The sequence below is a fragment of the Hanstruepera sp. CR43 genome (genome assembly GCF_055227665.1).
Map to the genome: position 1 here is coordinate 1,194,872 of NZ_CP200078.1, position 13,857 is coordinate 1,208,728.

General features: G+C 32.0%; 13 protein-coding genes and 1 pseudogene. 13 read left to right on the forward strand and 1 reads right to left on the reverse strand.

Going from position 1 to position 13,857, the window contains the following annotated elements; genetic code table 11:
* The first annotated feature begins 23 nt into the window (after positions 1-23).
* The 12 genes from ACKXGU_RS05410 to ACKXGU_RS05465 all read left to right on the forward strand — a co-directional run bounded on the left by ACKXGU_RS05410 (position 24) and on the right by ACKXGU_RS05465 (position 12,686).
* Positions 24-1,184 (forward strand): histidine decarboxylase, encoded by a 1,161-nt coding sequence (locus tag ACKXGU_RS05410; RefSeq protein ID WP_463467035.1) that lies wholly within the window; start codon positions 24-26, stop codon positions 1,182-1,184.
* A gap of 285 nt (positions 1,185-1,469) precedes the next feature.
* A complete protein-coding gene (locus tag ACKXGU_RS05415) occupies positions 1,470-1,958 on the forward strand; it encodes a hypothetical protein (protein WP_463467036.1) in 489 nt (162 codons plus the stop codon).
* 117 nt (positions 1,959-2,075) lie between these two features.
* Positions 2,076-2,669, forward strand: coding sequence for a hypothetical protein (locus ACKXGU_RS05420; protein WP_463467037.1), 594 nt, complete (start codon positions 2,076-2,078; stop codon positions 2,667-2,669).
* 64 nt (positions 2,670-2,733) lie between these two features.
* The gene (locus tag ACKXGU_RS05425) at positions 2,734-3,168 is read left to right on the forward strand and encodes a hypothetical protein (RefSeq protein ID WP_463467038.1); all 435 of its coding nucleotides are present in this window, start codon (positions 2,734-2,736) and stop codon (positions 3,166-3,168) included.
* A 20-nt stretch (positions 3,169-3,188) separates the two neighbouring features.
* Entirely contained in the window at positions 3,189-3,674 is a 486-nt protein-coding gene (locus tag ACKXGU_RS05430; protein WP_463467039.1) for an N-acetyltransferase family protein, read from the forward strand.
* 486 nt (positions 3,675-4,160) lie between these two features.
* The gene (locus ACKXGU_RS05435; protein WP_463467040.1) at positions 4,161-5,183 is read left to right on the forward strand and encodes a thiamine-phosphate kinase; all 1,023 of its coding nucleotides are present in this window, start codon (positions 4,161-4,163) and stop codon (positions 5,181-5,183) included.
* Positions 5,168-6,484, forward strand: a complete 1,317-nt coding sequence (locus tag ACKXGU_RS05440) for an aminotransferase class I/II-fold pyridoxal phosphate-dependent enzyme (protein ID WP_463467041.1) — start codon at positions 5,168-5,170, stop codon at positions 6,482-6,484. Before ACKXGU_RS05435 ends, ACKXGU_RS05440 begins: the two co-directional genes overlap by 16 nt.
* Complete coding sequence (locus tag ACKXGU_RS05445; RefSeq protein ID WP_463467042.1) at positions 6,481-7,548, forward strand: DUF3419 family protein; 1,068 nt, start codon at positions 6,481-6,483, stop codon at positions 7,546-7,548. Before ACKXGU_RS05440 ends, ACKXGU_RS05445 begins: the two co-directional genes overlap by 4 nt.
* Positions 7,549-7,551: 3 nt before the next feature.
* Positions 7,552-8,487: a GNAT family N-acetyltransferase gene (locus ACKXGU_RS05450; RefSeq protein ID WP_463467043.1), complete on the forward strand. Its 936-nt coding sequence runs from the start codon at positions 7,552-7,554 to the stop codon at positions 8,485-8,487.
* 117 nt (positions 8,488-8,604) lie between these two features.
* Entirely contained in the window at positions 8,605-10,764 is a 2,160-nt protein-coding gene (locus tag ACKXGU_RS05455; protein ID WP_463467044.1) for an efflux RND transporter permease subunit, read from the forward strand.
* Positions 10,757-11,701 carry a diacylglycerol/lipid kinase family protein gene (locus ACKXGU_RS05460; protein ID WP_463467045.1) on the forward strand — a complete coding sequence of 315 codons (945 nt, stop codon included), beginning with the start codon at positions 10,757-10,759 and terminating at the stop codon, positions 11,699-11,701. The genes ACKXGU_RS05455 and ACKXGU_RS05460 overlap by 8 nt, the downstream gene beginning before the upstream one ends.
* Positions 11,702-11,714: 13 nt before the next feature.
* Positions 11,715-12,686, forward strand: a complete 972-nt coding sequence (locus tag ACKXGU_RS05465) for a UbiA family prenyltransferase (protein ID WP_463467046.1) — start codon at positions 11,715-11,717, stop codon at positions 12,684-12,686.
* A 53-nt stretch (positions 12,687-12,739) separates the two neighbouring features.
* Here the strand turns inward: ACKXGU_RS05465 and ACKXGU_RS05470 are convergent, their stop codons facing one another.
* Entirely contained in the window at positions 12,740-12,907 is a 168-nt protein-coding gene (locus tag ACKXGU_RS05470; RefSeq protein ID WP_463467047.1) for a hypothetical protein, read from the reverse strand.
* 127 nt (positions 12,908-13,034) lie between these two features.
* On the opposite strand from ACKXGU_RS05470, the pseudogene xerA reads away from it, so the two are divergent.
* Positions 13,035-13,844 (forward strand): annotated as a pseudogene (gene xerA, locus ACKXGU_RS05475) (site-specific tyrosine recombinase/integron integrase); the annotation flags it as partial.
* Between the last annotated feature and the right edge of the window lie 13 nt (positions 13,845-13,857).

A 13,857-nucleotide genomic window follows, 5' to 3' on the forward strand; every position in this document is an offset into this window, starting at 1 on the left:
ATGAAAATAAATACTAATAAATTATGGAAAACTGGATAAAATCTAACTTCGACAGAATTCAAGAAAGCAACAACACTTTTTTGGGATATCCTCTATCTAAAGATTTTAAATATGACAATTTTGCTCCCTTTTTAAATCTGTGCATAAATAACGTTGGAGATCCTGAAAATAGCTCAACCCTTGCCATAGATACCAAGGAAATTGAATTAAAAGTGATACGATTTTTTTCAAGAGTATTGCAGGCCAGCCCTGAAGAGGTTTGGGGGTATATTACGAACGGTGGTACCGAAGGAAATCTATATGGTTTATATGTCGCCAGGGAAGCTTTTCAAAATGCAACAGTATATTATAGTGAAAGTACGCATTACAGTGTTAAGAAAAATTTGCACCTTCTTCAGTTACCCAATGTAGTCATTAGGTCACAGGAAAATGGTGAAATGGATTATGAAGATCTGGAAAGCGTATTAATGTTGCATAGGGAAAAACCTGCCATATTTTTTCTCAATATCGGAACTACCATGACCGAAGCAGTAGATCAGATTGATGAGATTAAAAGGATCATTAAGAAATTTGCTATTAAAAATTATTATATCCATTGTGATGCCGCATTTTTAGGAAGTTTTGCCCCATTTGTTGATGAGAAACCAAAATTCGATTTTTCCAACGATATCGATAGCATTTCCATCTCCGGACATAAATTTATCGGAAGTCCAATTCCTTGCGGACTAGTGCTCGCAAAGAGAAAACACAGGAACAGAATTGCTAATTCTGTGTCGTATGTAGATACAATGGATACAACAATTACCGGGTCCAGGAACGGTCTTACTCCATTACTTCTATGGTCATTCATTGAGAAGTTTGGAGTAAAAGGTTTGCAGGAACGAGCTAAAAATGCTCAAAAACTTGCTAGGTACACAGAAAAGGAACTAAACAAAATAGGACAAAATGCCTGGAGAAATAATGACGCACTTACGGTTGTTTTTGACAGTCCGTCGAGAAAGATTATTCAGCGATTTCAACTGGCAACTGAAGGTGATATTTCCCATCTTATTTGTGTTCCCGGTATAAAAAAGGAAAATATAGATAATTTCATTCTTGCTTTAAAAGAAGATATAGATAATAATATATCCAGCAAGGAAGATACAGTTCAATTCAAAAAGAAGAACCTGTATATTCAAACCTAAATTCTGGTAGGAGAGCAAAAAGAAAGGACCAAATTTGAATTTGGTCTTTTCTTTTTTCATTGTATTAAATCCTTGCACCTTTTTTGTAACTCGTCAATTTAACCAACAATAACAAGGGTTTAACATTTCTATATCACCAATAATGCATTTGTCTAAATCCAGACTGGCAGCTATACCTTGGCCGATCTTTTATTATCTTTCAAAAAAACAAAAAACGGTCTGGCAAGCTGCAACCCAGCATAGCCCAACCGTTGTAGGTAATTTAAGAAACTTACTCTGAAAAAAATGAATTACACTTTTTTACTCATTTTAATTCTAGTTGTAACTGCAGTTAAAATCTACTCGAGTAAAAAGAAAAAACAAACTACTGAATTTTTAAAATCGTTAGAATCTGAATATTCTAATCGGATTAAAACAAATGGAAAAGTTAAGTTTTCAAGAATACATATTTTACTCGATGTTGACCTGAACATACTCTATTCCGAAAATAATTTATTGATTTATGGATTTGATTATTATAGACATCGAAAAACAAGGTTTATTTTCCACACGAATCAGAACTTTAAAGACAATAAGGAAAACCGAATTCCAAATTATCTGATTACTAAAATTGACGTAATTGAAAACGAGAAGATTATAATAACGAACGAAAATAATTGTGAAATAACAATTATGTTTAAAAGCTACGGAAAAGAAAAAACGCAACTAAAAGAAGATAAATTTTTAGAATTGATAAAAAACCTGAATAAAAACTACCTACAACAACGTGTATAGCTCATTGCGGCAGAATTCCTAATCGGAATTCATTGCAATTTGCTATCTTTCGGTTACGGCGGAAAATCCTTGCGGATTTTCACGCAACGAAACCATAGCCTAACCGGTACCCACAATATGAAAAAAACGAATATGATACAAACCTTACTCTTCTTTTTAGTTGTCGGAATAGGATTGTTTTACGCAATAAAATACGGAAACAAAGCCAAAAAAGATATTACGGATTATCAACAAAAAACTAAAAAACAAACTGAACAAAATCCTTATTCGGATATGCGAAATATGGCGTTTTCAGTTACATCTGAACAATTGGGTTTGAATGGAATTGGAAAAGATGAAGTTTTTGGAATAATTTCGGAAATGGACATGAATGGAGCGACTGCAACAGTCGTAACTTTTGCAACAGGAGACACAAGCCTTTACTTAAGTTCTGGTGGTGGATTTATTGGATCTGGACAACACGAAATCGTTAAAAATATCGTAAAAAAATATGTAGAAAACGGACAAAAGTATTTGAATAAAGGAACTAGAATTGAGAAAGCCGAATTACCAAAAAGCGGAATGACTAACTTTTATTTTCTGACTGACAACGGAATTTATAATATTGAGAAAAACACTAGTGAACTCGAATCTGGAAAATCGGAATTTTCAAATCTGTTCGAGGAATTAAACGAAGTAATAACACAAATTCGACTGAAAAGCGAAGAATAAAAATACTGTGGGTAACAATGGCTATAATTCAGCGCGGCGATTGCACAAATAAATGAACACCTATATGAAAATCACCCTACCATTATTAATTGCAATAAGCTTAATATTATCTTGTCAACAAAATCAGGATGAATTAATAAAAGGTGTATGGCATTATGTGGATAAGAATCCTCCAAAACCCACACTAACAAAAATGACCGAAATATCGGAAAGTGGAGAAGAAAAAACTATTGATTTAGAAAAAAAATATCCAGCCATAGATGAGCTTCATTTCTTTCTGACTTTTAAAAACAATTCTTTAACACAAAATAAATTTGGACTTAAGCTCACAACCGAATTTAAAATAATGGACAATATTATATTGTTGGACAATAACCCTTTCTTTAAAATAATAAAGCTAACCAAGAAGGAATTAATTATTCAAAGATTAGATAGTGGAAATCAAACAAAATATAATAAAGTGGAACCAGAATCTTCTTTATTAAAATTAGCGGAATAAAATAGCTGATATTTACAGGTATGATCAGAAATCTAAACGAAGCAGACAACAAACGTATTCTCGACATATATCGCATGGGTTTAAATACAATGAATGCCACCTTTGAAATAACGGTTCCAACATGGAAGGAATGGGATGCCAATCATCTGCAGCATTCAAGGTTTGTTTATATTGAAAACAACACAGTACTTGGTTGGTGTGCTTTATCTCCTATATCCAAAAGGCAAGCGTATGCTGGCGTTGCTGAAATAAGCGTGTATGTTGATACGAATGAGCTTGGCAAAGGTATTGGTTCCAAACTTATGGAAGCTTTAATTCAATCTTCCGAAAAACATGGTATATGGACTTTGTATTCCAGTGTTTTTCCAGAAAACAAGGCAACCCTTAAACTCCATGACAAATTTGGATTTAGAATAATTGGCACTCGGGAGAAAATTGCACAACTTGATAATCAATGGCGAGATACCGTTATACTAGAAAGACGGAGCAGAAACATAGGAACTTAACTTACCCATTCTTTTCCTCTAACAGTTAACCCTTTAAGTTTAACGCATAAAAAAAGCCAAACACTTTCGTATTTGGCTTGTTGTAGCGGGAACAGGACTCGAACCTGTGACCTTCGGGTTATGAGTTTGAACCCAAAAAACGCAACCTACTGATAAACAAGTGTTTGCTCTTACTAATTTTCTAAAATCGTATGCACTCTCGTATGCAAAACGTATTCAGTTTGATGTTGTAATTAAACATTAAATGATAATCAAATTTAATGGTTTTTTTTCATATAATCGCGCCAATTGATAATAGTATTTTTTTATCAAAATTTGGAAAATTTGGTTACTATAAAATTCCTATATTTATAAGACCTTCCTGTTAAGGAAAAAATGACCACCTCAATTTTACCAATAGAAGCTATACCCAACTTCTAAAAAAATCAAGCAATGTTTCGAAAACTTTATTGATAAAAGCGAAACTTAATTTAATACCATTTCCTATTGATTATTGAAAACAACATATTAAGAACTATTGCCGAAGGTTTTAAGCGTTCTCCAAAACAGAGAAACAATCTTTTAGAAAGTGATGCTGAAATTATTGAATTAAAGAGTAATTATTTTTTGGCCATAACTGTAGATGGCATTGTTGAGGAAATATCCACTGGTTTATATGAAGATCCATATCTTATCGGATGGATGACAGTTACGGCATCGATAAGTGACTTGGCAGCTGTAGGCGCAAAACCTCTTGGGGTTTTACTTAATGAAAACATTCCCTATGATTATCCAACAGATAAATTCAAATTAATTCAAAAAGGAATTAATGACGCTTGTTGTGAATATGATACTTATGTTCTTGGTGGAGATACCAATAACAGTAATGAGTTACAACTAACTTCAATAGCCATTGGCAGTATAGAAGAAAAAAAACTGATTTCTCGCAAGGGTTGTAGCAAAAATGATGTTCTCTTGATAAGCAACCCCATGGGGAGTGGAATGGGTTTTGCCTTAAATAAAATGTTCTATCAAGAATACAACATTTCATATTTACCAAAGCCGCAAATAAAATATGGAGAAATTATCAAAAAGTATGGAACAGCATGCATTGATTCGAGCGATGGATTTTTTCCTGCTATTGCTAATCTTATTGAATTAAATGGCATCGGATTTACAATAACGAAAGAATTTGATGATTTTTTAGATGAGCAGGCATTGGATATTGCAAGTAAAACCAATACACCAAGTTGGTTTTTTTTAGCAGGGCCTCATGGAGAATTTGAACTGGTTTTTACCATACCTTCTGACAAAATTAATGAATTTTTAGCAGAGGCTTCGAAGATCGAATGGTCACCAATTATAATCGGATCCGCCATAAAAAAACCAATCTTACAATATGATTCAAAAGAAAAAAATAAAATACTAGATGTTTTTGCTATCTCCAATTTGTTCTCTGAATCGAATGGAAATCCCAAAGCATACATGGAAGCACTTTTTAAAATGCACAAAAAATGGGAACATCATTAAATAATAAAAACCTATCTAAAATGACAAGTGGAAAAACAAGTTTGAAAGATTTTTTAAACAAAAAAATTCCTCAATCGTTTAGTAGTTTGATTAATGAATTTTCATCATTCATTAATAATCATAAAAAAAACAAAGAACATAGCTACTTTAGGTTAATTACTACTGCTCCAGGAAGTAATGTCCATGTTTTATCGGAAGCCTGCAACCAAGAGCAGAACATGCTACTTTTTGCGTCCAATAACTATCTCGGACTTGGAAATAATGATTATATCAAAAAAAAAGTCATACAAACCATTGATAAATATGGCACTGGATTGGGTGGACCACCAATATTGAATGGTTACACTAAGTTGATGAATGACGTTGAACAGCGATTAGCCCGATTGAAGAGTCATGAGGATTGTATGATTTTTTCTGCAGGCTATAATGCAAATCTTGGTTTTGTATCCGCTCTGGTTAAAAATAATGATTTGGTCATTTATGACGAATTGAGCCACGCTTCATTATATGATGCCCTAAAAATGAATAATGCAAAAAAAATTAGTTTTTCGCATAATGATGTGAATGATCTAAAAAGAAAACTCGCTGAAAATTCGCAGACAATTACTGGATCTATATTTGTTTGCATTGAAGGCATATATTCTATGGATGGTGATATAAGCCCATTGACTGAAATAATACCAGTGGCAAAGAAATATGGTGCTATTAGCGTTTTGGACGATGCGCATGGGTTAGGCATTTTAGGTTTGAATGGTAGTGGTACAGCTGAACATTTTGGTGTATCGAAAGATATTGACATCATTATGGGAACTTTTAGCAAAACACTTGCCGGGACAGGTGGATTCTTGACCGGAAATAAAGACGTGATAAACTACATGCGGTATTTTGCAAGACCTTATGTTTTTTCAGCGGCATTGCCTCCAATGTCTCTTGCAGCAGTACTTGCTGGATTGGATGTTATAGAATCAGAACCACATCTGAGAGATAGATTAAAGAAAAATATTAAATACGCTCAAAAAATACTATCCTCTTATGATATCGTAGCAAAACAGAATACCCCTATTATCGCATTATTAGTTCCAGAATGGATGAACATTAGAAAAGCAAATTCTCTAATTCATGATGAAGGTATATTTTTAAATGCCATTGAATATCCAGCAGTACCTAAAAATAAACAACGATTTCGTATTACTTTGATGTCTCAACATACAAAAGAAGACATCGATAAACTTGCTCAAACTCTTGCAAAAATTTGGGCAGATCCGAAGGTCAGGATTAATCAAAGTTCGTTAGAATCATGATTTATTATTCACATATTAATGAAGATAATTCTGTAGAAAGACAAATTTTAAATGAACAAGTTTTTGAGGACCTATTTTGTATTGCAGGAAGTGGAGAGAGAGTAATCTCCCTATTAGATTACCCAATGTTAAGACGAATTCATATTATTGATAACAATACAGATGCTCTTTACTTAACACAATTAAAATTAGCTGTTCTTAAGGCTTGCTCAATTTCTGATTACTCAGATTTCATTGGTTTAACCGAAAACAAAATAGATAGGATCCTCATTTTTGAAAATATTAAAGAGGAATTGTCATTTGATTGCAAAAATTATTGGCAAAAGCGTTTGAAGTATATCAAAATAGGTGTTTTGAATGTAGGTCATTTTGAGAAATTTTTATCCAATGTTAGACCGCTTATAAAAATATTTTTAGGGAAGAATTTCTATCAATGTTTCAACGAATCATTTTATTCATGTGAATCCTTTCCACATCGAAGATGGAATTTCTTGAAATGGCTTTTTTCAAATCGCTGGGTTTATCTCATTGCTGGAAATAAAGATAGCGCCTTTATTTCAAAAGGCGCAGACCAATTTATTATTCCAGAAGCCCTAAACAAAACGTTAATAGAAGATGAGGTGAATAAAAACCCACTGTTTCACTTGGTGTTTAATGGACATATTAATAAAATGCCCAAGGAATTCATGCCTATATCATTGTCCATTGAATCTTTAGAAAAAGTGAAGCATGCCTTAATGGATGAAAAATTTGAAATACACTATTACAAACAAGATTTCTTGGTGTTTATAAAATCATTTGATCTCTCTAAATGCCGAAATAGTTTTTATTCTCTTTCTGACCTGTTAAGTTTTGTTGACCAAGATTACGTAAAACAATTACTTGAAATGGTAAGAATGAGATCAAATAATTATTCCTCTTTGGTATTAAGGGCTTTTATACGGAATAGAATCACAGATTCTCAACTAAAGAAAATAGAATTAGCATATGGTAAACTGAAAGATTTAAGTCCTTTTGAAAAAACAAGGATGTATCAAGTATTTCAAATAAATATTAATAAATGACGTATGGCTCACCAAATTATTCCATTTGAACAAAAACACAATGATGGTTTAATGGCCCTTGAAAAACTAACGCCTCAAGGTAAGAAGATAAAACTCGAAATGTTACGGTCGTCATTTTTAAATCGATCAGAAGTATTTGATAAATATGCAATCTATGTTGCCGAAAATCAGGCAGAAAACACCCTAATAGGCGTTGCTGCAGTTTCAATAGTACCTTTCAAATATCAAAATACCCTTTTAGAGACAGGGTTTGGATATGATTTAAAAGTTACTCCGAATCAACGTAAAAAAGGCATTGCCAAAAAGTTAGGAAAAATACTTGTAGACGAATATTTAAAAAGCAACGATATATCTGATTATTTTATAACATTAAAAAAAGGAAATGAAGGTGCTGCAAAAGCAGTATATGTGATTCCCAAACCGTGGCATGCTTATGACTTCTACTACCTTACCATTCCAACATCTAAAAGAATTAAGTTAAAAAATACAACAAATAGAAATCAATTTTTTTCAACAGGATTATTAAGTCATCAGAACAATTTAAACGAATATATTATTGAAACAGATAGTGGTTTGCGGATATGGAAAACCTACAAGACTTATCAATTAAAAATAATTGATTTACCCTTTTTAATGAATGTCAGTGCTAATGTGGCAAACCTATTTGTATCGAAACAAAAGAAATTCCCAGTTAAAGGAAGTGTGCTGAAATTTGCAACTTTATTTGATTATAACACTAATAATATCAAAGACATAAACGAAGTGCTTCAAATTTTAGACAAAAAAAACATACAGTATTTGAATGTTTGCTGCACCAAAGAAGACTTAACTTACGAATTATTATCCCCATATTCCATAAACAAATTACCCTATACCATTTTGAACACTTTTGATGCTGAAAATGGACAGCATGTAACATTAGATGTGAGATGCCTATGAAAATAACTTTGAATATTTATGGTACAATTTATTACTAAAAATAAGTGGTTGATTATTGGTTTCATAGGGCTTCTATTTTGTGGATCCTTATGGTTAGTACCCCAATTAAGGACTAATGTGAATTTTTCTGATTTTTTCCCCAGAGATAATAATGCTTTAGCGTATCAAAATAAAATAACTAAAAATCTTGGAAGTAATGATCATTTTATTGCTATTGCCATAGTACCGGAAAGGTCAATATTTAATTTTGATTTTTTGAATCGGGTTGACCAATTTACAAGAGAATGCAAAAAAATCACGAATATTGAATCAGCCTCATCAATTACAAATTCATCGAGATATATCAAATCCCTTTTCGGATATTTTCCCGTCCCTTACATTCATTTGGATCAAAAAGAAAAATTGAAGCAAGACAGTATAATAATTTACAAAAATTATGCTACAACCCATCCATTTATAGCCAGCAATGCTAGTTCGGTTTCAGTAATAGTTAAGTTAAAGGAAAATATAGATTTTGAAAAGTATGATTCCGTAGTTACAGATATTGAAAAACTATTGAAGAGTTATCAATTTCATGAAACTCATGTCATGGGAAAAAAATTGATAGAAGTCCATTACAACAGAATATTGAACAGTGAGCTTGCCAGTAATATATTGATGAGTGTAGGTATTATAGTCTTGTTACTATTTATGATCTACAAATCGTTAAAGGAAGTCTTAATACCAATGATCACAGTATTAGTAACTTTAATGATATTCTATGGAATCTTCGTATTAATGGGTTGGGATTTAGGAATAATGTCAAGCCTTTTTCCAACAATCATTATTATCGTTGGCATTTCAGATTGTATTCATATTTTGACCAAATATAATTTAGAAGTCAAAAACTCCCAATCAACCAATCAAGCAATTTCTTTGGTAATACAAGAAGTTGGATTAAGTATTTTTTTAACGTCTCTAACAACGATTATTGGTTTTATGACTCTTGCAACCTCTTCCTTACCTGCACTACACAATTTCGGGATAGAAGCTTCTATAGGGGTAATTCTTGCATTTATCATATCTATCCTACTACTGCCTGCCATTTTACTGGTTCTACCTTTTAAATTCAAGAAACTTAAGTCTACATCGAACCATTATTGGTCGCGAGTCACTAGATGGATCTATATGATAATTATTGACAAAAAGTCTTTAGTTCTTGGAATAATTATTTTGTGTCTATTAATTTCAATAATTGGTATATCCTCACTCAATACCAATAACCGTCAATTAAGTAATATCCCTAACAATCACTCATTAAAAAAGGATTATATTTTCTTTGATAATGAGCTAGGAGGAGCAAGAACATTTGAACTCATAATAGAACTTAAAGATTCTTCCAGCATGTATCAGGACAAAAATCTAACTGATATCAAAAAATTAGTTGATTATCTCAATGATATTCCATCTATAGGGTATATCATGTCTCCAATCACATATTACCACAGTATTAGTAAATTATATAACACTAATTTGGATTCCATGGAAATATCTATAACGAATAATAAGGTAAGAGCATATGAAAATTGGATGTTACAAAATTCAAAGAATCAAAAATGGCGATTGGTAGATGAAAATCATAAATTAGGACGAATTACTGCTAGAATGCCCGATTTGGGAAGAAATGAAGTTAAAAAACTTAATGCTAAAATTAAAAATTGGATTAATCGAGAAATGGATCTGTCCAGAATGAATTTTCAATTTGTTGGTATGGACTTATTGAGTGATATGGGACACGAATTTAGAATAAAAAACATGATTTGGGGGATTATTCTTGCCTTAATTGCCGTTTCATTCTTGATAGGCCTCCTATTCAAACAAATTAAGATGGTTATTATTACTTTGATTGCGAACATCATCCCACTTATAATAATTGCCGGCCTTATGGGTTTTTTTGGAATTGAATTAAGAGGAACTACTTCAATAATCTTTGCCGTTGGTTTTGTAATTGTTGTAGACGACACGATTCATTTTTTGAGCAAATTTAGAATCGAACTTAAAAAAGGCAATTCTATTGAGCAATCAATAAAAACAACCTTATTGGAAACGGGAAAAGCAATACTAACAACTTCATTAGTCCTTTTTGGGGGTTTTATCGTGCTTTTAAATTCTGCTTTTGGAGATATCTATGCTGTTGGATTTATGGTTAGTTTAATGATTTTATTTGCTTTGTTTCTCGATTTATTTTTGGTGCCAGTTTTACTTCTATTAATTTTTAAAACCGCTTTGGATGACTGATAATCTCAACATCATAATATTGGTTAATCTTGATAGCAATAATAAAAGTGCCAGTAAAAAATGGCAAAAAATTTCTGATCAAGTGCAATTAAGATTCCCAACTCCTCCAAAAGTAATTACTTATCATGTCCCATTTGATACTAAAAAATGCCTAACAGATTTACTAAAAACTGATGCTTTAAATTGCATTATTTCTGCAGGGGGTGATGGAAGTGCTAACATTATTTTGAATGAACTTATTCTACTCCAAAAAACTATTAGTTTTCGTTTTTCTTTGGGCTTTATTGGCCTAGGTTCAAGTAATGATATATTAAAACCGTTTAAAACATTCATTGAAGGAATTCCCATCAAAATTTCAATGGATGGAACCAAAAAAGTGGATCTTTGCGAATCTACATACATAGACGTAAATAATAACACAGTGACAAGGTATTTTCTCTGTAATTCCAGTATCGGAGTTGGAGCATCTGCGAATTGGTTATTCAATCAAAAAGAACTAATAGTCAATTTCTTAAAATCTAGATGGTTGAATCTTACTATTTCTTATGTCACTATTAAGACTATTTTAAATTTCAGAAATTACCCAATAGAACTCACCTATAATAAAAAGAAACGCAAGGTAATTGTTAGTCATATGTCAATTATCAAAAACCCACACATTTCTGGTAATCTGAAATTTGATCAATTTATTACTGAAGATGATGGACAACTTGGTCTTAATATTTGTGAAAACATGACCAAATGGGAATTGATACGTGCTATGATGGATTTAAAAAAAGGTCAATTTTCAGGAAAACCAAAACGCCACTCATTTTATGTACAAGAATTAGAAATAAATCCAAAGCAACTAATACCTGTGGAGTTTGATGGAGAAGTTGAGCTTGCTAAAGAAATACGTTATACAATTAACCCAAAATGTATTAACATCCTAAATTAAACTCATTTAGCCTATGATATCAAATTCCAAAACCTATTCGCCATTGACATTTTCTTTCTGGAAAGCGTACTTCGTTCAAATGAGACCCTATTTATTGTTTGTATCTGGTGTTTCAGGATGGGCAGGAATGTCTCTAGCGTTCCATAGTTCGATTAATTTAAAAACCTATATTCTAACATTTATTCCCGTATTTTTTGGTTATGGATTTGGTCAGGCATTAACCGACTGTTTCCAAATTGATACAGATAGTATTTCTGCACCATATAGACCATTATCACGAGGTGATATTAGTGTCAATTCAGTGCTAGCGACCAGTATAAGTGGCCTAATCATAATATCATTAATATTAATTTATTTAAATTATTGGAACATTCTGTTGTGCTTGCTATCTATCGTTGGATTAGCCAGTTATTCAAAAATTAAGAAAAAATATTGGTATGGAGGTCCTATATGGAATTCACTCATTGTAGCTATATTGCCCATTATGGGATATATATCTGTAATGGGTGACAACTCCTTATCAATCGGAACACCAACTATCCAAAAATTGATTGCATTGAGCTTCTTTTCCTATGCCAGTTTCGTATTGATTGGCTATCTCAAAGATATTAATGCAGATAGAAAAACTGGATATCGAACATTTCCAGTTGTTTTTGGTTGGACAAGTACAGTTTGGATAAACTATTTTTTTATAATTTTTAGTGTGTGTTTTTGTTTTATGTTGGTTAGCATATCAACTTTAGGCCTAATATGTATGATAGCTGCTAGTGCTGTTGCAATATACGGTCAATTATATGCGTATTTTACGACGGTCAAAGAAGAGTCGAATGCCATAATTCCAATTTCATCCACCGTTCGCTCGTTTATTCTATGGCATATTTCAGTTATTTTGACATATCAAAAAGAACAACTTTTTGTTGCAATATTATTTTATTTGTTGTTTGAAATTGCTTTTTATTTAAGGCCTGATAAGAAGCAAATTTAACTATGAAAATTTGTTTCATGATATATTATCAACGATGAAATAACTAAATTCAGTTATTTAACTCCCATATAATCTTGCCACTTGATAAGAATATATTTTTCAACATTATGTTCTTGCTTTTTAAGAAACCCATATTCATAAACAAACAAGTAAACATCTCCTTTGTTGTTTTTCCAGTAATGGGTAAAGAAATTGGGGTCAAATCCTTCATCTTTTATCAAAGATGCTCTAACAGTTGCCTTTCCTGCTTTATTGAATTGTTTTAGAATACGTCTATTAGCCTTTAATTGATTATCAACTCTATTGTAAAATCGTGGGGCTTCTTCTAATGACCTTTTGTAGTGATAAGAAACTTATTTGCAAAAACTCGAACTTAAAAGATACTCCAATAATACTGTTAAAACCTATATTTCATTATTTGAAGATTTTATTAACTATTATTATGATAAAGACATTGATCAAATCAATGAAGTAGATATAAGAGACTACCTAAAAGTATTAGTTCAAAGTAAGCGTTCAAACTCATACATTAATCAAAGTATAAACAGTATTAAGTTCTATTACGAAATAGTTATGGGCATGCCGAATAGGCTCTATCGTATTGAACGTCCCAGAAAAAATAAGAAGCTACCAACCGTTTTATCTAAGACAGAAATTAAATCACTCATCGAATGTACTAATAACATAAAGCATCGCTGTATAGTGTCACTCCTCTATTCAAGTGGATTAAGACGAAATGAATTACTTAATTTGAAAATTAATGACATTGACAGTTCTCGAATGTTAATTCATATTGTTGATGCCAAAGGGAACAAAGACCGTTATACCCTATTATCGAATAACGTTCTAAACGACTTAAGAGAATATTACAAAATCTGGAAGCCAAAGAACTTTCTTTTTGAAGGAACACGAGACAACCAGTATAGTGGAAACAGTGTTGGAAAAATAGTTTCTGAAGCAGCGAGAAAAGCAAGAATTAGAAAGAAAGTCACACCGCATATTTTAAGACACAGCTTTGCTACTCACTTGTTAGAAAACGGAACAGACCTCAGGCACATACAGCTATTACTTGGGCATAATTCAACTAAAACCACCGAAATCTATACGCATGTAGCTAAAAGCAGCTTTGATTTTATTAAAAATCCGTTAGATTTGTAAGTGTATACATAAT